Raw genomic sequence first — 20,055 nt, 5'->3', positions numbered from 1 at the left:
GCCGCACCCTGACCAGCGGGACCGATCTGCCCCGGCGCGGAACTCGCGCCGGGGCAGCCGGGTTCCGGGCCGGGGCAGAGTAGAGCGATCGTGGTACCGGGGCCGGGGGTGCTCAGGTGGCGTGCAGCTCGCGCTGCCGGGAGCGCTATCTGGACGCCACCTGCCCACCCCCGGCCCCGGCCCCACGAGCGCTCTTCTCTGCTCCGGCCCGTAACCCGTCTCCCCCGGCGCGAGTCCCGCGCCGGGGCAGATCGGTCCCGCTGGTCAGGGTGCGGCTGTTACCGGTTCCTCGGCAGCAGCGGCGACAGGACGCCGGCCGAAGTACAACAGCCCGGCGGCAAGCGCACCGACGAACAGCGCAAGCATGCCCGCGAACAGCCAGCCGACGCCGAAGTTGGCGATGATGGGAATTGCCCCGGCAGTGACGAGACCGCCACCGAAGAACGGTTCCATGATCAGCTGTTTGTACCCGAATGCCTGGTAGGCAGGGGTTTTCAGGTCGGGGTCGACCACCCGCAGCAGGATCAGGCCGGTGGAGGTCACGCCCATGGCCTGCCCGACGTCGGCGATTCCGCGTTCGAACCAGAAATCCGGCAGCATCCGGCGCGCCAGGAAGATGAACGCACCAGCCGTCCAGACCAGTCCGGTGACAGCCAGCAGGATGAACGGGCCCATATTCGCGGCGATCGCCGTCAGCGACAAAGTGCCCAGGGCCGCGATGACCAGCACATCGAGGCTGAAGCCCTGCAGACGCTCGATCATCTGCACATCCACGATCTCCTCACGGTCGAAGGCCTGGATCAACCCCTGCACGATGATTCCGCCGATCATGGCGATCGGGAACAACGGCACGTGGGCGAACAACTCGAAGCTGTCGGCCCACAGCTTGGACTCCACCCACTGCACCCCGGTCAGCATCAGCCAGCCGATCAACACCGCCACCGCCAGCAGCCCGAAATGCAGGGTCAGCGGCTCGATCGACGAGGGATTCACCGTCAACGTTCCGGCGGAACGACGCCGCTCCTTCTCCACCAGACCCGCACGCTCGGCAACCGAAGGCTGCGCGTCCACGCGCAATTCGGTGGTCTTACCGGTGCGCACACCCCAGTTGATCAACGCGATCCCGCAGATGATGCCGGACAGCACGCCTACCGTCGCCAGGCCCAGCGCCAGGTCCTGCCCCTCGGGGAAACCGAATTCCTCGAACGTGCCTGCCATACCCGCGGCGGTGCCGTGTCCGCCTTCGAACCCGATTTCGATGAGCGTGCCCGCCATCGCCGGCAGTCCGAACACCGGCCCGAGCACCAGAATCGCGAGCAGCAGACCGAATACGTACTGGCCGCTGGCCACCGTCATACCGAAAGCGATCTGCGGCCCGGCCACCCGGAACGCTTTCCGCGGCGACGGCAGCTTGTGGCCCATCAGAAGCCCGGCGAAAACCAGTGAGATCAGCAGGCCTGGAAGGGTTTTCCACACCTCGATGATCTCCGGGGTCAGCAACCCCGACTCGGCGAACCGGTCGGTGCCGAACAGCCCGGCGATCCGGCCGAATACATCCGGCCCGATCAGCAGGGCCAGTGCCCCGCCGATGATCGAACTGGGGATGAACAACTTCTGCGCCAATCGCCATTTGACCCTGATGATCTTGGCGATCAACATCATCACGCCCAGCAGCAACAGTGCGAAACCGATTGCGTTGGGAGACATACTCACCTGCTTCCGTCGTAGCGCAGCGAACACCTTCGGCAGTGCCTACCGGCGAGTGTTCACAGCACTCAATCGTGCCGTTGTCTAACGGTACGATGCACATTGGAACGCTGGGGTGGAAATCCTTCCCCCTGATGGAAACAAGTACCGGCACACGAACGCCGTCCACCGGTAACCACCGGGGTGCGCACGCGCGAAAACCCCGCAGCCGGAATGTGGCTGCGGGGCCCGTATCACAGGTCAGGAGCGCAGATCGCGCCGGTTGAACCGGAGAAACCCGAGCGATACCAGGACAACGCTCACCACCAGTAGTATTGCGGTATCGGCCCACTGCATTCCGTTGCGCAGGGGTTCACCGCCGATGTAGTAATGGAACGGCGACAGATACTTCAGCCAATCCGCACCGATCACCCCGGCGAGGTTGCCCGCAATGTAGGTGAGCACCCCGATACCCACCGAGATACCCAGCACCGGACCGCGTTTGCCGATCGCAGCACCCAGCCCGACCGCCAGCGCGCCGAAGGTGATCCCGAGCAGTGCCAACTGCAGGCATTGGGCGGCGAGTTCGGCGATCCCTATCGATTCCAGCTCGGCACCGGACCGGATCGCCAGCATGCCGGCGAATACGAGGATCGCGATGGCAGCGGCCCCGGTGACCAGCCCGGCAAACCGCTCCACGGCCAGCCTGGTCCGACCGACCGGGTGGGCCAGCAGGAGGTCCAGATAGCCGGTTTCCTCATCGCCGGCGACGGCGCGGGCACCGAAGGTGACCCCGAAAGCCATTACCAGCAACGGCAGCAACAGCCCGAAAACCGTCGATCCCAGGTAGCCCGCGGCCGAGCCGATATCCTCCATCCGCAGCGCTTCACGCATCGCTTCGGGGTAGTTCTGGACGGTTTCGGCCAATCCGCTACTACCACCGACCTGCGGATAGAACGCGGCATACATCAGGCCGACCGCCGCGGTACCGATCGACCAGGCCACCAGCGCGCGACGGTTGTCGGCCAGGGTCCGGGTGTAGATATCAGGCAGCATCGGCTTCTCCGGTGTAGTAGCGGTGGAACAGATCCTCGAGGGCGGGTTCGGTGACCAGCAGGCCCGCGACGTGGCGGCCGGCCAGGACACGGAGTAGGGCGTCCGGGCTGCCGGTGACCTGGCAGCGCAGGGTCGAACCCTCGATCCGCACATCGGCGACCCCGGCCAAGCCGGTGAAGGCGGCGGTGTCGACGGGCCCGGTGAAGGTGACTTCGACATCGCGGACCGCGTCGGCACGCAACCCGGCGACGGTGTCGAGAGCGACCAGGCGGCCCTCACGAATGATGGCCACGCGATCGGCGACCGCTTCGACCTCGCTCATGATGTGACTGGACATGAACACCGTCTGCCCACCCGCGGCGGCCTCGGCGACCATATCGAGGAAGATCTGCTGCGCCAAGGGATCCAGGCCCGAGGTGGGTTCGTCGAGGATGAGCAGTTCGGGCTCGTGCATGAACGCCTGCACCAGCCCGACCTTCTGCCGGTTGCCCTTCGACAGCGCCGAGATCTGCTTGCTCTGATCCAGTTCCAGCCGCTCACACAGGGTGTCGATCCGATCGGCGCCCGCTCCCCCGCGCAAGGCGGCGAGGAAGCGCAGGGCCGCCCCGACCTTTTGCCGTCCGGGCGCAACGAAATCCCCGGCCAGGTAGCCGATCCGCTCGTGCAACGCCACCGCGTCGGCGCGGGGGTCCAGGCCGAGGACGCGGGCGCTGCCGCCGGTGGGGCGGATGAGGTCCAGCAGCAGGCGGATGGTCGTGGATTTCCCGGCGCCGTTGGGGCCCAGGTAACCGAACACCTCGCCTTGTTCGACCGACAGTGACAGTTCGACCAGACCTCGGGACGAGCCGTAGGTCTTCGTGAGCCCGTTCAGCTCGAGTGCTTTCACCATGGAACAGAAATTATCGAACTTTCAGAGATTTGTAAATACTCAGAGCATTCGCAGCTCTGATACCTTCGTGGGTATGGGAACGAACGAGCGATTGCGGGAAGCCGCGGAGAAGCTGGCGCTGACGCTCTCGGCCGGTGGCGGAATGCAGCGGTCGACCGCGCGGGTGCTGACAGCTCTGCTCTACACCGAGCAGGACACGATGACCGCCGCCGACCTGTGCGCGGAATTGTCGATCAGCTCCGGCGCGGTATCGACCGCGATCAAACATCTGATGCCGGTCGGCCTGATCGAACGGGTCCCCGCGCCGGGCAGCCGCCGCGACCACTACCGTTTCCGCGCCGGCGCCTGGGCGGCACTGATGTCACAGCAGAACACGATGCTGGCCACCATGCGCGATTCGGCGCAGGAAGGTATCGACGCCACCGGCCCGGACACCGTCACCGCGCGCCGCCTGCACGAGATGCAGGATTTCTACACCTTCATGCTCAACGAACTCGTCCCCCTCATCAACCGCTGGCGCGAGCAGTACGCCGCCGATCATCCTCCGAATTGACCGCGGGCGATCCCGGAAACGCGGCCAACGATGCCGCGCCGGTACACGGGTCAGGACGGGCCGGCGCGTAGCGCGATCTCCGCCGCGGACCCGATGCCCTCGTACCATGGTTCTCCGTGACCCGGTAGCACCGACCGCGCCCCGGTATTCGCCAGCTCGGCCAGCGACTGCAAGGCCATAGGGCTGTCCGCGGTGGCCGCCCCGGACACGATCTGCGGACCCCTTCCGCCGGTATAGGGATCCAGCGTGACCAACGCGTCGCCGGAGATCACCGCATCCCGTTCGGGCAGGTGCAGGGCACAGTGCCCCAGAGTGTGCCCGGGTGTGAACACCACCCGTGGTCGGCCCGGTACGGGCAGCTGAGTTCCGGCCGTCATGGAGGTGGTGTCGTTCAGTCCGCGGACGAACAGTGCCCCCGCCAGAGCCATCTTGCCCAGTACCGGCAGTGCGCGTGGGTACCTGATCGGGTACGTCAATGGGTTGCGTTCCCGCTTGTAGCGGTACGGATGGGCAGCCAGCGGCCGGTCGCCCTCGTGGGTGTAGACCGGCGTCTGCCAGGTCTGGTGCACCCGCCGGGCGGAGCCGACATGGTCGAAGTGCGCGTGGGTGAGCAGTACCGCGCGGACGTCGGCCGGGGTCCGTCCGAGGTCGTGCAGCGCGGCGGAGATCCGGCGGAAGGTCGCGGGCAGCCCGGTATCCACCAGCGTGACCCCGTCCTCGTCCTCGATCAGATACACATTGACATCGGCGTGGGCCAGTCGATGTATCCCCTCGGCGACGTTCCGTACCAGCATGGCGCCGACCTACCCGCCCTCCCGCGGGCCAAACGCGACGGCTGTTCACCGGCCCCGGCGGTGTGTCGCCGGCCACTTCCAGTGAGCGAGAATCCGGGGATGCACCGCTGCCGGGCGACCATACGCTGACAGCGTGGAAGGCATTCAGGAAAGCTCCCGGACCCCGACGACCGATCACCACGCCGCGCTGTTCCGGCCGCTGACCGTCCGCTCGCTGGACCTGGCAAACCGTATCGTCATGTCGCCGATGACTCGATCGGCTTCTCCGGGCGGGGTCCCGGGCGCCGATGTCGCCCACTACTACCGGCGCCGCGCCGCCGGCGGGACAGGGCTGATCATCACCGAGGGTGTCGCCATCGACCATCCGGCCGCCGTCGACAATCGGCGCGTACCCCGCATGTACGGCGAGGATGCGCTGGCCGGATGGCGGACCGTGGTCGACGAGGTACACGCGGCAGGTGGCCGGATCATTCCGCAGCTGTGGCATGTGGGCCCGCTGTGGGGTGCGATGAGCCGGACCGTCGACCCGGCCATCACGCCGATGCGGCCCTCCGGTCGGTGGGGCACCGCCGGGACCACCTCCTATTCCGACGAATACGTCGCGCGCGCCGCACAACCCACCCGGCCGATGACCGACAGCGATCTCGCCGACGTCATCTCCGCCTATGTGCGCGCGGCGGTCACCGCCACCGAACTCGGTTTCGACGGTATCGCCCTGCACGGCGGCCACGGCTACCTGCTGGATTCGTTTCTGTGGCACGACACCAATACGCGCGACGACCAGTGGGGCGGCGACCTCGCGGCGCGCAGCCGGTTCCCCGCCGCGGTGGTCGCGGCCATCCGCGAAGCCGTGGGCCCCGGTATGCCCATATTTTTCCGATTCTCCCAGCACAAACAGCAGGACTACACCGCTCGCATCGCCGAGACTCCCGATGAACTACAGGTGGTGCTCGGCGCACTCGCCGATGCCGGCGTGGACGTTTTCGACGCCAGTATCCGACGCTTCGACGTCCCGGCGTTCGAGGGCAGTGAACTGTCGCTGGCCGGCTGGGCCAAGAAACTCACCGGCGCGCATGCCATGGCGGTCGGCAGTGTCGGTCTCGGGAAACCGTTGCGCGACAGCCGCGCCGCGGGCGCCGCGGAGGTCGTCGACAATATCGCGGACGTCGAACGCCGGATCGAATCCGGCGAATTCGACCTGATCGCCGTCGGACGCCTGCACCTGGCCGATCCTGCATTGGCCACCACCCTGCGTACCGGGGCACCTTTGACACCGTTCGATCGCGCTGTCCACGAGGGCAGTCTGCACTGATCTGCGCCTCGCTCCGGCGAATCGACGCAATAACTGGAAGGCATCACTATGGGCCACGTACTGGACAAGATCATGCAGCATGCGGAGGAGATCCGCGACGCAGCTGCCGAAGGCGAACGGCTGATGCGGCTTTCCGATACCACCGCGAAGCATTTGCGGGATTCGGGCGTTATCCGCATGCTGCAGCCCAAGGAGTACGGCGGGCTGGAGGCCCACCCCCGAGAGGCCGCCGAAACCACCATGGCCATCGCCGCGCTCGACGGTGCGGCGGGATGGGTCGCCGGGATCGTGGGCGTGCACCCGTGGGAACTCGCCTTCTTCGACCCCAAGGCGCAGGAGGAGGTCTGGGGCGCGGACAACGATATGTGGATGGCGTCGCCGTACGCGCCGATGGGTATCGCGGTACCGGTCGAGGGCGGCTACATCCTCAACGGGCGCTGGTCGTTCTCCTCGGGCACCGATCATTGCGGCTGGATCATGATCGGCGCCGCGGTCGGCGACAAGGACGGTAACCGCACCGGCAAGACGCTGCATGTACTGCTTCCCCGGTCGGACTACGACATCGACCAGGACAGCTGGAACGTCATCGGCCTGCGCGGTACCGGCTCGAAGGATCTCGTCGTCACCGACGCGTTCCTGCCCGAATACCGCACCCTCGACGCCGAGATCGTGATGAGCGGTAACGGCTGGCGCCATGCCGGCCGCGACGAAACGCTGTACAAGTTCCCGTTCTCGTGCATCTTCCCGCTGGGGATCACCTCGGCGCTGATCGGAATGACCGAAGGCGCCCTGGCCTGCCATATCGCCGCCCAGAAGAAACGAGTCCAGGTCACCGGCGTCCCCATCAAAGAAGACCCCTACGTCCTGTTCGCCATCAGCGAGGCCGCCGCGGAGATTTCCGCGGCCCGGGTATCGCTGCTCGAGACCGTCGACCGGTTCTGGGACAAAACCGACCGCGGCGAAGAGGTCGGTTTCGAAGAACGCGCGATCGGCCGGCGCACCCAGATCGCGGCGGCCTGGCGCGCGGTGCGCGCAATGGACGAGGTCTTCGCCCGGGCCGGCGGCGGGGCCGTGCACCTGAAGACCCCGATGCAACGGTTCTGGCGCGACGCCCACGTCGGCCTGACCCACGCCATCCATGTACCGGGCACGATCTACCACTCGGCAGCGCTGACACAGCTCGGTGGCGACCCGCAGGGCCCGTTCCGCGCGATGATCTGACGTCCCACTCCTTGCGGGCCGGTCGCCGAACGGCGGCGGCCGGCCGCGCTCACGTCGGGGGCGCGGAGAGTTCGGCGCCGGCACCGTCCTTGCTGCGGCGGCCGACATGCGATTCGGTGCGCAGGCGTTCGGCCATATGGGGGTAGTGCAGTTCGAACGCGGGCCGTTCGGACCGGATGGGCGGCAGTTCGTAGAAGTTGTGCCGCGGCGGTGGACACGTCGTCGCCCATTCCAGCGAATTACCTGCGCCCCACGGGTCGTCGACGGTCACCACCTCGCCGTAGCGGTAACTCTTGAACGCGTTCCACACGAAGACGATCATGGACGCGCCCAGCACGAACGAGCCGATGGTCGAGACGGTGTGCAGCGCGGTGAAACCATCGTCGGGCTGGTAGTCGGCGTAGCGGCGGGGCATACCTTCGTCACCCAGCCAGTGCTGCACCAGGAAGGTGAGGTGGAAGCCGAAGAAAGTGGTCCAGAAATGTATGCGGCCCAGGCGTTCGTCCATCAGCCTGCCAGTGAGTTTGGGAAACCAGAAGTAGATCCCGGCGAAGGTCGCGAAAACGATGGTGCCGAACAGTACGTAGTGGAAATGCGCGACCACGAAATAGCTGTCGTGCACATGCCAGTCCAGCGGCGGGCTCGCCAGGATCACCCCGGACAGGCCGCCGAACAGGAAGGTGACGAGGAAGCCGAGGGAGAACAGCATCGGTGTCTCGAAGGTCAGCTGCCCCTTCCACATCGTCCCGATCCAGTTGAAGAACTTCACGCCGGTCGGGACCGCGATCATGAAGGTCATCAGCGAGAAGAACGGCAGCAGCACCGCGCCGGTGGCGTACATATGGTGCGCCCACACCGCCATCGACAGCCCGGCGATCGATATCGTCGCGAACACCAGCGCGGTATAGCCGAAGATCGGTTTACGGCTGAACACCGGGAAGATCTCGGAGACGATGCCGAAGAACGGCAGCGCGACGATATACACCTCGGGATGCCCGAAGAACCAGAACAGGTGCTGCCACAGGATCACCCCGCCGACACCCGGATCGTAGATATGCCCGCCGAGATGCCGGTCGAAGGCAAGCGCCATCAGCGCCGCGGTGAGGATGGGGAACGCCAGCAACACCAGGATGCTGGTGATGAAGACGTTCCAGGTGAAGATCGGCATCCGGAACATGGTCATCCCGGGGGCCCGCATGCAGATCACCGTGGTCATCATGTTCACCGCACCGAGGATGGTGCCCAGACCCGATAACGCCAGCCCCATGATCCACAAGTCCCCGCCGACACCCGGCGAGAACTGCATCGTGCTCAGCGGCGTGTAACCGGTCCATCCGAAGTCCGCGGCGCCGCCGGGCGTGACGAAACCGGCGGTCGCCATGGTGGCGCCGAACAGGTACAGCCAGTAACTCAAGGCGTTGAGCCGCGGAAACGCCACATCCGGTGCGCCGATCTGCAACGGCAGCACCGCATTGGCGAAACCGAATACCACCGGCGTGGCATAGAACAGCAGCATGATCGTGCCGTGCATGGTGAACAGCTGGTTGTACTGCTCCGGTGACAGGAACTGCAGGCCGGGACGCGCCAGCTCACCGCGGATGAGCAGCGCCAGCAGACCACCGATCAGGAAGAACCCGGTCGCCGTCACCAGATACAGCACCCCGAGCACTTTCGGGTCGGTGGTGGTGACCATCTTCCACAGAAACGACCCCTTGGGCCCGACCCGAGCCGGAAAGGGCCGGGCGGCGGTGAGCTCGGCCGGTGGAGATGGTGGAACTGCCATCGCACGCTCCTCTGTTCGGTCCACCCGGGCATTCGGGCCCGTTGCCGCGGGCCTACCCCGGTCGTATCGCGCCAAACCCTGCCCCCTGCGCGGGGTGTACCGGGTGAGCGACACCCCCGGCTCACACAATTTCCGCCGAATTTGCCCGCGACCTCGGCACTCACCCCGACGGGCCACACTCGGTCCGGGAGCCGGGTCGCCTCACCCGATCGTCCGGGTTCGCCCACCGGACCCGGGGCCGTGCCGGGCGCCTCCAGATCGCCGATACTCGGAACCTCCAGTGTTCGACGAACCGCATCGGAGCCGGTATGACCGCTGTCAGCGCCCCACAACGCGTCCACGTGTCCGTCGGTGCCGCCGTGGCCACCGTGACCATTGATCGTCCGCCCGCCAACGCGTTCGATCCCGCGCTGATCGCCGAACTTCTCACCGCGCTGCCGCCGCTGGTGTCCGATCCCGGCATCCGCTGTCTCGTCGTGCGGGGCACCGGCCGGTTCTTCGTCGCGGGCGCCGATATCCGGGTGATGCGTGAGCTCACCGAGGACACTCAGCGGGCGATGCGGCCCTGGGTGGAGGTCCAACGATTGCTGGAGACCGCGCCCAAACCGGTGCTGGCCGCGATCAACGGGCACGCCCTGGGCGGGGGTGCGGAACTCACGCTGGCCTGCGATATGCGGGTGATGACGGCGTCGGCCACCATCGGATTCCCCGAGATCGAGCTCGGCCTGTTCCCCGGTGCGGGTGGTAGTCAGCGGTTACCGCGGCTGCTCGGCGCGCACCGCGCGAAACTGCTGATGATGAACGGGTCGCGGCTGAGCGCCGAAGAGGCTTTGCGGATCGGGCTCGTGGACGAGGTGGTGGCCGATGCCGATTTCCCGGCCCGCGTCGACGATCTCGCCGCTGGGCTCGCGGCCAAACCGACCCGCACCATCGGCCTGCTCAAGGACATCGTCGAACGGGGACTCGAGCTGCCCCTCGACGAGGCGCTGGAACTGGAGTTCGCCGCCGTGCTCGAGCTGATCCGCACCGGCGACGCTGCCGAAGGATTGCAGGCGTTCCTGGACAAGCGCACCCCGTCGTTCGGCGGCCGGTGACCGGCCCGAAGGAGTCATGATGAAATTCGGAAGCTGGCGGCGCGGTGCCGCTGCCCTGGGCGTACTCGTCGCGCTGGCGTCGGCGACGGCCGCCTGCACCCGGCCGGCCACCCAGCAGGAGACGAGCTCGGGGCCGATCCGTATCTCGGTGGGGGTGGACCCCTCCTACGCCCCGTTCTTCGTCGCCGAGCAGGAGGGGATGTTCGAAAGGGCCGGACTCGATGTCCGGGTTGTCCAGACGGAGGGTGGCGCGGCGAGCGCCCAGAATGTGGTGGCCGGAACATCCGAGTTGTCCGGTAACGCCGACTCCACGGCGCTCACCGTCATGGCCGCTAATCCGAGCCTGCGCGCCCTCGGCGTGTACGAGGAATCGGATCGGTATTTCCAGGTGGTGGTGCGCGAGGGCATCGAGCCGAAGCGGATCCGGAAAGTGGGCGTCTTCCCCGGTATCGGCCTGTACTTCACCGATCTCTACCTGCGGAGTATCGGCCTGGACCCCGCCGCGGTCGAACTGGTCACCACCAGTCCACCCGATCATCCGGCGCTCCTGGGCCGCGGCGATATCGACGCGTTCGTCTCCTTCGACCCATGGGTGAGCCAAGCGGTGGCGGGCGGTGGCCGGGTGGTCGCCACCAGCGGCGATTTCGATGCCCGGTACACGCAGTGGCTCGTGGCGACCGAGGCATGGCTGTCGGCGAACGAAGAAGTCGCCGTGCAGGTGTTCGAGGTGCTGTCGGAGGCCGCCGCGATCGTCGACACCGACCCCGACCGCGCCGCCCGCGCGGTGGCGGCGGCCATCCAGCAGGATCCGGCCGAGGCGCGGCGCACCATCGACCAGATCGATTTCGGCGTGCGCGATTTCACCGACGAGGACATCGCCCGGGCGAACGATCTGGTCACTTTCTTCCGGGATCAGGGCAAGATCAGCGGCTCGGTGGATACCGGCCGGGTGCTGCAACGGGGCTGGGTCGGGGAGCATCTCCCGGGTGCACCCGCCTGAGCGCAATCCCCGCGCTGGGCCCGGCCGCCGGGGACGACATCACGATCGAGGAGAGAACGGAGAAATCATGGTCGAGCCCGCTGTCCGGGTGGTCGAACTGGCCGGCCCGCTCACCCGCTTCGCGGGCCGGGTTCTGGTCGGACTCGGCTTCGAAGTGATCCTGGTCGAGCCGGACGGAGGTGATCCGAGCCGGAGCGAGTCGGACGGACACCCGTTTGCGCACTGGCACGCGGGCAAGAAGTCGGTGGCGCTGGACCTCGATACCGATCCCGGTCGTGGCGCGCTGGCACGCCTACTGGCCACCGCCGACATCTACCTCGACGGCAGCACGCCCGGCTCCGAACCCGTCACGCCGCGTCCCGGCGCACTCGTCCACGTGCGGGTGACGCCGTTCGGGCTGACCGGCCCCCGGGCGAAATGGGCGGCGACCGATCTCACCATCGCCGCGCAGGGCGGGATGCTGGCCCAAGTCGGCGACCCCGGCGGTCCGCCGCTCGCGCTTCCGGAGAACCAGGCCGAACAGCTCACCGGTATCAATGCGGCCGTCGGCGCGCTGCTCGGCATGCGGGCACGGCGCCGAGGTCCGGTGCCCGTCGTCGATATCTCCGCCCAGGAATGTGTGGCCGCGAGCCTGGAAGCCGGCACCCTCGCCTATCTCCACGAGGATCGGGTGCCGCCGCGGCCGGGCCGCGTGCACCCGCTGGTCCCGCACGGGTTGTTCCAAGCCGCCGACGGTTATGTGGGGGGCGGGCTCGGCGGTAGTCCGCGCATGTGGGACGCGCTGCTGGCCTGGCTGGTGGAGGAGAACGCCGCCGCCGACCTCACCGACCCCCGCTGGGCCGACCCGGTCGAGCGCAAACGCCATCAGGATCACATCTTCGACGTGGTCGGGCGGTTCATCGGGAAATGGCCCAAACATGAGTTCGCGGCCGCCGCGCAGGAACGCAAACTGCCGTGGTCGGCCGTCGACCGGCCGGACGAACTGCTGGTGAACCCGCAGCTCAACGACCGGGACTTCTTCCTCGACATCGTCCGCGGCGGTGTGGTGTCACGGGATCTCGGATTCGGGTTCGCCTTCCCCGAAGGAACCCGGATACGCGAACTGCATGTACCCGCGCCCGGGGAACACCAGCAGCTCGTTCCGGCCGCGAAACCGCCGGCGGCTGGAACGCCCACCGTGAAAGGTGGTCGGCTGCCGCTGGAAGGTATCCGCGTCCTCGACCTCACCTGGGTGCTGGCCGGGCCCTACTGCACGCGCATCCTGGCCGATCACGGCGCCGATGTCGTCAAGGTGGAATCCCGGGGCCGCCCGGACCCCACCCGGTTCGCGCCGTTCATGCACCTGTCCCGCGGTTCACACGACGATCCCGATACCAGCGGCTACTTCAACGATGTCAACCGCAACAAGCGCAGTATCACCCTGGACACCCGCTCCCCCGAGGGGCTGAAGGTACTCGCCGATCTTCTCGCGCACAGCGACGTGGTGGTCGAGAACTTCAGTTCCACAGTAATGACGAAAATGGGTTTCGGGTACGAGCAACTACGGGCACTACGGCCGGATATCGTCTACGTCTCGATGTCCGGGATGGGCCATACCGGACCGCGCAGTGGATGGGTTTCCTACGCCGACATCGTGTCGGCAGCAACAGGTCTGACCGCACTCACCGGCTGGAGCGCCGACGACGTCGTCGGTGTCATCTACGGTCACGGCGATATAGTCGCGGGCCTGCAGGCGGCAACGGCGGTCCTCGCCGCACTCGACCACCGCGACCGCACCGGACGCGGACAGCACATCGATCTGTCCCAGCTCGAGGCCATGGCCTCACATATGGGCGCCGCCGTACTCCGGGCGACCGGCTCCGGTAGGCCCGGCGAACCTATCGGCAACACCCATCCCACGATGGCGCCCCACGGCGTCTACCCGTGTCTCGGACACGACCGCTGGTGTGCGATCGCGGTTCGCGACGACGCCGAGTGGCGGCAGCTGTGTGCCGTGATCGAACGTCCGGAATGGGCGGCGGATACCCGGTTCGATTCCGTTGCGGGACGCCGCACTCAGGCCGCACCGATCACCGCCGCGATCACCCGATGGACCAGGACCCTGCCCGCGGAACTCGTCGCAGAACGGTTGCAGGGGGCCGGTGTACCGGCGGGCCCGGTGCATACTGGACGCGATCTGGTCGAGGCCGACCCGCAACTGCGGGCCCGCGATTTCTACGTCCGGGGTGTGCATCCGAAGGCCGGCGCATTTCTCCACGAGGGCTCTCCCATCCGGGTGGGCGAACCGGTCACGGTCCGCCGTCCGGCCCCGCTGCTGGGCGCCGATACCGACGCGGTCCTGCGGGATATCGCCGGCTACGGATCCGAAACCATCGAACGACTCCGCACCGCGGGCGTCCTCACCTGACCCGATCCCTGCCACCACACCACTACACGATCCGAGGAGTAACCATGCGCGCCGCCCGGCTGCACGAATTCGGCCGAGACCCGGTTATCGACGATATCGACGCCCCGGTCCGAGGTCCCGGCCAGACACTCGTCCGAGTCGACGCCGCGGCCCTCGGTCACCTCGATCTGACCATCGCGAGCGGAACCTTCGACGTCCGCCCCGAACTACCCCATATCGGCGGCACCGACGGTGCGGGGACAGTGGTCGAATCGGATACCTTCGCGCCCGGGACCAGGGTTCTCATCCGCGGCGGCGGTATCGGACTGTTCAAGAACGGGTGCTGGGCCGAGTACCTCGCTGCGGCGGACAAGGTGTTCACGCCCTTCGACACCGCACTGGAGCCAGCGGTCGCGGCGACCTTCTTCCTGCCGAGCACCACCGGGTACGTCGCGGTGCACGATATCGCCCGGGTCGCCACGGGCGAACGGGTGATCGTCTCCGGAGCCTCGGGGGCGGTCGGTTCGATGGCGGCCCAGTTCGCTCTCGCGGCGGGCGCCGCCGAAGTGATCGGCGTGGTGCCGCGCGACGATCAGGCCGCCCTGCTGCCGGCAGGCGTTCGCCCCGTGGTGGGCCGCGGCGAACAAGTGGCGGAAGCGCTGGGCAGCGACCCCGTAGCGGAGGTCCTGATCGATACGCTCGGCGGCGATTTGCTGCCGGTTCTACTGCGGCGTATCGCACCCGGCGGGCGAGCAGCCCTCATCGGCTACACCCTGGGCACCGACCTGCACGTCGACCTGCCGAACTGGCTGCTCGCCGATGTGGCCTTGCTGCCCGTCAATATGATCCGCAAATCCGCCCGGCAGGCCGAGCTGGCACCGCAGCTGATCGCCATGCTGGTGGCCGGGGAGGTCGAGCTGGCGGTGCAGTCGTTCCCGCTCGCCGAAATCGCCACCGCATTGCAGGCTATGCGCGACGGGAAGGTCACCGGCCGCGCGGTGGTTACCCCCTGAGTGTGTGCCGTGCCGATTTCCGCCGCCGGCCGGTCGTTGCCGGCGGACTTGACCATTCCCGCTCTGCTCCGCGATCGGGCGGAAAGCCGTGGCGATCACCTCGCGTTGCGGACCGGTCCGGTCCGGCTGACCTATGCCCAACTCCCGGACCGGGCAGCGGCCATGGCGGGATCGCTGGCGCGGCGGGGTGTCCGGCCCGGTGATCCGGTGGCCGCGCTCGCGCGCAATCGCATCGAACTGATCGATCTGCTGCTGGGTTGTGCCTGGCTGGGTGCCGTCGCGGTACCGCTGAACACCGGGTTGCGCGGGGACTCCCTTGCGCATGTGCTGACGAGTTCCGGGGCACGCTATCTGCTGCTGGAGGCGGAATTCGCCGACCGTGTCGCCGAGGCCGGATTCGATGGCGCCGTCTGGGTGATGGGCACCGATTCGGCTCCCGGCCCACAGGGACCGCCCGCTCCTGTCGGGCCTGTATCCGCCCTTGCACCGGCGGCTTTGCTGTTCACCTCCGGTACCACCGGCCTCCCCAAAGGTGTGCACTGTCCGCATGCGCAATCCCTCTGGTGGGGGCAGGGTGTGGGTGCTTCGCTCGGCCTCGGACCCGACGACATCCTCTACACCGGCCTGCCGCTGTTCCACACCAACGCGATCAACGCCGTGTTCCATGCGCTGGTCGCGGGCGCGACCTTCGTGCTCGGACAGCACTTCTCGGTCCGAGAGCACTGGCGGCGGGGGGCCGACGCCGACGCGACGGTGATCTACCTGCTCGGCGCGATGGTCGCCATGCTCGCCGGTCAGCCACCGGGCGCACACGATCGCGCGCATCGAGCCACCCGCGCGCTTGCGCCGGCCACCCCCGTACACCTGTACGCGCCGTTCCGGGAGCGGTTCGGGACAGAACTGATCGACGGGTTCGGCAGCACCGAGACCAACCTCGTCCTCGGTAGCCTGCCGGGCGCACGGCGGGCCGGATATCTCGGCAGCGTCATGCCCGGATACGACGCAGCGGTCGTCGGCGAATCCGGTGCCCGGGTTGCCGACGGTGTCGCGGGTGAGCTGGTGGTGCGCACGGAACTCCCCGGCGCGTTCGCGCTCGGGTACCTCGGTGATCCGCTCCCCGAACCGGGGGCGTGGCGCCGGACGGGTGATCGGGTGGTCCGCGAGCCCGACGGCTGGTTCCGTTTCGTCGACCGGATCAAGGACGTCATCCGCCGGCGCGGCGAGAACATTTCCTCGTTGCAGGTGGAGCAGGTGCTGGCCGGACATCCGGCGGTCGCCCAGGTGGCGGTGTTCCCCGTCCCCTCCGAGCTGGCCGAGGACGAGGTCATGGCAGCGGTCGTCCCCCACCCCGGCGCCTCGATGGATCCGGCCGCGCTACGCCGCTTCGCGTCCGCCCATCTCGCCGACTTCGCGCTGCCGCGCTACATCGATGTGGTCGAGACCCTGCCGCTCACCGAAACCGGCAAGGTCCGCAAAGCCGACCTGCGGGCTCGCGGAGTGACCGCCCGGACATGGTCGGCCGGCGACCATCGACCGGACCCGGCGCGCCCGATCGCACCGCCGGCCGCGGTCGACCCGGGCCTGCCGGATACCGGTTCACCGGCCACAGCCGTTGAGTGAGCACAGCGCCGGCGTGCACATAGCGGCACTGTCGGGTGAGCTGTGGTGGCAGCGCATCGCCTGCAGGGCCCGGCTGATCCCGACACCCGCGGTACGCAACGCCCCGGTGACCCGGCTGACATTGAGTCGCGCGGTAGGGCCGGTGACCGAGAGCGCCCCCGCGATCGTCTGCGGCCCACTGAACACCGGCACCGCAACGCTCATATAGCCCAGCCTGGTCTCCTCGACCTCCACCGCGATCTGTTCCTTGCGCATCCGGTCGAGTTGCTGGCGCAACACCGAGACCGACATCGTCGTCCGTGAGGTGAGCGCGGTAAACCCCTGTTCGACCACCTCGGCGAACACCGATTGCGGGGAGAACGCCAGGATCATCTTGCCGGTGGCCGTGCAGTACAGCGGAAGTCGGCCCGCCACCCGGGACTGCTGTTTGAGCCCGCGATGGCCGACGATCTTCTCGATGTAGAGCACGTCGATCCCGTCGCGGACCGCGAAATGCACGGTCTCCTGGGTCGCGATCAGCAGGTCTTCCATATAGGGCAGTGCCGCGTCGCGCAGGATCTTCTGGCGGGGTACCAGCTGGCCGAGTTCGAACAGGCGCAATCCGAGACGATATTTCGTCCCCGACCGTTCCAGCAGACCCCATTCGACGAGTTCACCGGCCAGCCGGTGCACCGAAGCCTTCGCGACACCACTGCGCCGGGCCAGCTCGGTGAGGGCGAGGTCGCGGTGTTCGTTGTCGAACGCGTCCAGGATCATCCGGGCCTTGGTCAGCACCGAGGACATCTCGGTGCCCGCGGTGGGCACCGATTCGAGGGATATATCCGGAACCGGATCGGCCGGGCGGTGTGCGGCTGTCGTCATGGTGGACCTCCTGACGCCTTGCGGGGCTCCGTCCCTCGAGGAGCCCGACCGGCGAACCCGCCGGACTGGTGACGCTAGCTGGCGCGCCGGTGATCCGCAGCACATTCGGGTCCGCTGAGCAGACCCGGTTCATCATGTCTACTGAACGGACTCCGGTTCACCACCTCCGCCGAGCGGCTCGAACGGTTGCCGATGATCTCGGAGGAACCGGCGTACCGAGTCCGCGATTCGCGGTGCCTCACGTTCGACCAGTGCGACGGTGCCTTCCGCGAAGAGGACCTGCTCCACAATCGCCGCGCCGGTCAGCCGGGCGCGGAGAGTCGGCAGGTTTCCGATCGAGAAGGGGTCCGCGGCCGCGCCGAGCAGTAGCACCGGCGCGCGGACAGCGCCGATCCGTTCCTCCATGCGGTAACGGGCACAGGCCCGGTGCCCTTCGGCCGGGTCGAGCCCATAGGTGAGCGCGTCGTGCACGAACCGGTCCAGGAGGTCGGTGCAGGGTTGTGGATAGTAGGGCCGGCGCAGTTCCCAGAGGGTGTGCAGATGCCGGCCGTCCGGAGTTCGCTCGGCACGATCGACCGTCCCGCCGCCGGCGTGCCCGGCACGATAGGCCTCGTCCGCCCACGGGCAGGACGACAGGATCACCGCATCGACGCGGCCGGGGTGCGCGGCGGCCATCTCCAGTGCCACCGCGGCGCCGGTGTGATGCCCGAGCACCGCGACGCCCGGGATATCGAGCGCGTCCAGCAGCGCCCACGCACCGGCGGCGAACGTCTCGATGGTCTGCGGCGCCGATAAGGCGGCGCTGGCCCCGAACCCGACCATATCCATCGCGATCACCCGATGGTCGGACGCGAGTAGCGGGATCAACTCGCGGAACTCGTCCCATGAGCGCGGTGTCTGGTGCAGCAGCAACAGCACCGGTCCCGAGCCTTCTTCGGCGTAGTGCAATTGGCCGAACGAAGTGTCGGCGTAACCGAACCGCATACTCATCAGAATTCCGCGACCATCGGGGTGTCCACACCGATCACATCGACCTTCGCGGCGCCGCCTGGATTGCCGAGCGGTTCGGCGCGACCGGGCAGGGTCTCGGTGAAGAACCGCACCGCGTCTTGTTTGAATTCGGGGTCTGCCTTGCGGTCCACCGTGATCGCCTCGACCGGGCAGGCCAGTTCACAGGCTCCGCAATCGATGCATTCCGCCGGATTGATGTAGAGCTTGCGGTCGCCCTCGTAGATGCAATCGACGGGGCATTCCTCCATGCAGGAGCGGTCCGTGGTGTCGATGCACGCCGCACCGATGACGAAAGGCATTGTCAGTTCTCCTGTTCGGTGGAATGGCCGGGGAAGATATCGGCGTCGGGATCCAGTTCCGCGGCGGCGTTGTTCACCGCGGTGGCCGCCTCGCCGAATCCCACGGCGATCAGCCGGACCTTGCCCGGATAGTCGGTGATATCGCCGGCGGCGTACACGCGCGGGACGCCGGTCCGCATGCGGGTGTCGACGACGATATGGCGGTTCTCGATCCGCAGACCCCACTCGGTCAGCGGCCCGAGGTCCGCGGTGAAACCGAGCGCGGCGATCACCGATTGCGCCGGAAGCGTCGTGGTGGTCTTGTCGGTCTTGTGGTGGACATCTACCTCGGAGATCCAGCCGTTGCCCCGGACGGCGGTGATATCGGAGTTCACCAGTATCCGCACACTGCTGTCGCGGACCTTGGCGACAGTGGCGCCGTGCGCGCGGAATTTGTCCCGCCGGTGCACGAGGGTCACCGACGACGCGACCGGTTCGAGGTGCACCGCCCAGTCGAAGGCACTGTCGCCACCGCCGACGATGACGATGTCGCGGCCCGTATGAGCGGAGAGGTCCGGGACGAAATAGCTGAGGCCGCGGTCGAGAAAGTCCAGTCCCTTCGCCAGCGGACGCGGAGTGAACGTCCCGATCCCGCCGGTGACGACCACGGCTCCGGCGGTCACCCGACGTCCGGCGCTGGTGCCGATCACCGCCCGGCCGTCCACGGCGTGTGTGATCGTCTGTGCCTGTTCGCCGAGCAGGTAGACCGGGTCGTACGGCGCGGCCTGTTCGAGCAACCGGTCGATCAGCTCGCGGCCCTTGACGGAAGGAAACCCCGCGATATCGAGGATTGCCTTCTCCGGGTACATCGCGCTCACCTGTCCGCCCGGTTCGGACAGCGCGTCCAGTACGGCTACGCGCAGTCCACGGAAACCCGCGTAGTACGCGGCGAACAGTCCGGCCGGTCCGGCGCCGACAACGAGGATATCCACCTCGAGCCCGGTACCGGCCGGCGCATTGGGCAATTCGTTCATACCGTGCACGCTAAGAGCGTTGCGGCGCAGGTTGAATGAAACGGGTCCGGCCAGCAGACCCGATCCGGAAAGCGCCCCGGGTTGCGGAGACGACGAACGGGCGGGGGGGGCGGCCCCAGCGGCGCGCCCGCCCCCGGCCGCGAGCGCCGGCACGGCCCGCTGGTGCCGATCGAACTCGCTCCGGGTGTGCCGGCAACGCTCGTGATCGGCTACCAGGTGGTCGGCAAATTCGCCGACCTGGACCTGCACCCGGACCAGGTGCCGAACCACAATATGGGTTACGTCTTCGAGGAACTGATCCGGCGCTTCGCCGAACAGTCCAACGAGACCGCCGGTGAACACGGCGGCCAGGTGGTGCACAGTGGCCCCTATTCGGAACTGCTCGCCGATCCGGCCTCGCTCACCGGCGCGTACCTCTCCGGCCGGGAGCGGATCGAGATCCCGATGATGCGGCGGCCGGTGAA

Annotated in this window: 17 protein-coding genes and 1 pseudogene; 9 read left to right on the top strand and 9 right to left on the bottom strand. The window is 67.7% G+C overall.

The genetic code is table 11. The features are described from left to right. Nucleotides 1-264 precede the first annotated feature (264 nt). The 3 genes from QH196_RS23410 to QH196_RS23400 form a co-directional block, all read right to left on the bottom strand. Complete coding sequence (locus QH196_RS23410; RefSeq protein WP_280417969.1) at nucleotides 265-1,707, bottom strand: sodium/glutamate symporter; 1,443 nt, start codon at nucleotides 1,705-1,707, stop codon at nucleotides 265-267. Nucleotides 1,708-1,947: 240 nt separating this feature from the next. Next, nucleotides 1,948-2,742 (bottom strand): ABC transporter permease subunit, encoded by a 795-nt coding sequence (locus QH196_RS23405; RefSeq protein WP_280417968.1) that lies wholly within the window; start codon nucleotides 2,740-2,742, stop codon nucleotides 1,948-1,950. Beyond that, nucleotides 2,732-3,631, bottom strand: a complete 900-nt coding sequence (locus tag QH196_RS23400) for an ABC transporter ATP-binding protein (RefSeq protein ID WP_280417967.1) — start codon at nucleotides 3,629-3,631, stop codon at nucleotides 2,732-2,734. Before QH196_RS23400 ends, QH196_RS23405 begins: the two co-directional genes overlap by 11 nt. Nucleotides 3,632-3,704: 73 nt before the next feature. Between QH196_RS23400 and QH196_RS23395 the strand changes: the two genes are divergently transcribed. Next, on the top strand, nucleotides 3,705-4,184 hold the full coding sequence (locus tag QH196_RS23395) for a GbsR/MarR family transcriptional regulator (protein WP_280417966.1): 480 nt from the start codon (nucleotides 3,705-3,707) through the stop codon (nucleotides 4,182-4,184). Nucleotides 4,185-4,234: 50 nt separating this feature from the next. Here QH196_RS23395 and QH196_RS23390 read toward each other — a convergent pair whose 3' ends face one another. Continuing rightward, complete coding sequence (locus QH196_RS23390; protein ID WP_280417965.1) at nucleotides 4,235-4,978, bottom strand: MBL fold metallo-hydrolase; 744 nt, start codon at nucleotides 4,976-4,978, stop codon at nucleotides 4,235-4,237. A 133-nt stretch (nucleotides 4,979-5,111) separates the two neighbouring features. Here QH196_RS23390 and QH196_RS23385 point away from each other — a divergent pair, with 133 nt between their 5' ends. Together QH196_RS23385 and QH196_RS23380 are read left to right on the top strand one after the other, a co-directional pair. Then, the gene (locus tag QH196_RS23385; protein WP_280417964.1) at nucleotides 5,112-6,290 is read left to right on the top strand and encodes an NADH:flavin oxidoreductase; all 1,179 of its coding nucleotides are present in this window, start codon (nucleotides 5,112-5,114) and stop codon (nucleotides 6,288-6,290) included. Nucleotides 6,291-6,338: 48 nt separating this feature from the next. Then, complete coding sequence (locus tag QH196_RS23380) at nucleotides 6,339-7,511, top strand: acyl-CoA dehydrogenase family protein (RefSeq protein WP_280417963.1); 1,173 nt, start codon at nucleotides 6,339-6,341, stop codon at nucleotides 7,509-7,511. A 49-nt stretch (nucleotides 7,512-7,560) separates the two neighbouring features. Here QH196_RS23380 and ctaD read toward each other — a convergent pair whose 3' ends face one another. Beyond that, nucleotides 7,561-9,294 (bottom strand): aa3-type cytochrome oxidase subunit I, encoded by a 1,734-nt coding sequence (gene ctaD / locus QH196_RS23375; RefSeq protein WP_280417962.1) that lies wholly within the window; start codon nucleotides 9,292-9,294, stop codon nucleotides 7,561-7,563. Nucleotides 9,295-9,602: 308 nt separating this feature from the next. Between ctaD and QH196_RS23370 the strand changes: the two genes are divergently transcribed. The 5 genes from QH196_RS23370 to QH196_RS23350 all read left to right on the top strand — a co-directional run bounded on the left by QH196_RS23370 (nucleotide 9,603) and on the right by QH196_RS23350 (nucleotide 16,407). Continuing rightward, nucleotides 9,603-10,388, top strand: a complete 786-nt coding sequence (locus QH196_RS23370; protein WP_280417961.1) for an enoyl-CoA hydratase/isomerase family protein — start codon at nucleotides 9,603-9,605, stop codon at nucleotides 10,386-10,388. Between the two features lie 16 nt (nucleotides 10,389-10,404). Beyond that, the gene (locus tag QH196_RS23365; RefSeq protein ID WP_280417960.1) at nucleotides 10,405-11,388 is read left to right on the top strand and encodes an ABC transporter substrate-binding protein; all 984 of its coding nucleotides are present in this window, start codon (nucleotides 10,405-10,407) and stop codon (nucleotides 11,386-11,388) included. A 67-nt stretch (nucleotides 11,389-11,455) separates the two neighbouring features. Next, entirely contained in the window at nucleotides 11,456-13,795 is a 2,340-nt protein-coding gene (locus QH196_RS23360) for a CaiB/BaiF CoA-transferase family protein (protein WP_280417959.1), read from the top strand. A gap of 44 nt (nucleotides 13,796-13,839) precedes the next feature. Continuing rightward, nucleotides 13,840-14,787, top strand: a complete 948-nt coding sequence (locus QH196_RS23355; RefSeq protein WP_280417958.1) for a quinone oxidoreductase family protein — start codon at nucleotides 13,840-13,842, stop codon at nucleotides 14,785-14,787. Nucleotides 14,788-14,796: 9 nt separating this feature from the next. Beyond that, entirely contained in the window at nucleotides 14,797-16,407 is a 1,611-nt protein-coding gene (locus QH196_RS23350) for an AMP-binding protein (protein ID WP_280417957.1), read from the top strand. Here QH196_RS23350 and QH196_RS23345 read toward each other — a convergent pair. From QH196_RS23345 to QH196_RS23330, 4 genes are all read right to left on the bottom strand, one after another. Further along, nucleotides 16,384-17,268 (bottom strand): IclR family transcriptional regulator, encoded by an 885-nt coding sequence (locus tag QH196_RS23345; RefSeq protein ID WP_280417956.1) that lies wholly within the window; start codon nucleotides 17,266-17,268, stop codon nucleotides 16,384-16,386. The two genes, QH196_RS23350 and QH196_RS23345, sit on opposite strands and share 24 nt — an antisense overlap. Nucleotides 17,269-17,406: 138 nt before the next feature. Beyond that, a complete protein-coding gene (locus QH196_RS23340; protein ID WP_280417955.1) occupies nucleotides 17,407-18,258 on the bottom strand; it encodes an alpha/beta fold hydrolase in 852 nt (283 codons plus the stop codon). Further along, the gene (locus QH196_RS23335; protein WP_280417954.1) at nucleotides 18,258-18,578 is read right to left on the bottom strand and encodes an indolepyruvate ferredoxin oxidoreductase subunit alpha; all 321 of its coding nucleotides are present in this window, start codon (nucleotides 18,576-18,578) and stop codon (nucleotides 18,258-18,260) included. Before QH196_RS23335 ends, QH196_RS23340 begins: the two co-directional genes overlap by 1 nt. Before the next feature lie 2 nt (nucleotides 18,579-18,580). Beyond that, nucleotides 18,581-19,591 (bottom strand): NAD(P)/FAD-dependent oxidoreductase, encoded by a 1,011-nt coding sequence (locus QH196_RS23330; RefSeq protein WP_280417953.1) that lies wholly within the window; start codon nucleotides 19,589-19,591, stop codon nucleotides 18,581-18,583. A 162-nt stretch (nucleotides 19,592-19,753) separates the two neighbouring features. On the opposite strand from QH196_RS23330, the pseudogene QH196_RS23325 reads away from it, so the two are divergent. Beyond that, a pseudogene (locus QH196_RS23325) lies at nucleotides 19,754-20,055 on the top strand (hypothetical protein); the annotation flags it as partial.

The sequence above is a fragment of the Nocardia carnea genome (assembly GCF_029868325.1).
Lineage (GTDB): Bacteria > Actinomycetota > Actinomycetes > Mycobacteriales > Mycobacteriaceae > Nocardia > Nocardia carnea_C.
This window is presented reverse-complemented; position numbering and strand designations above follow the sequence as displayed.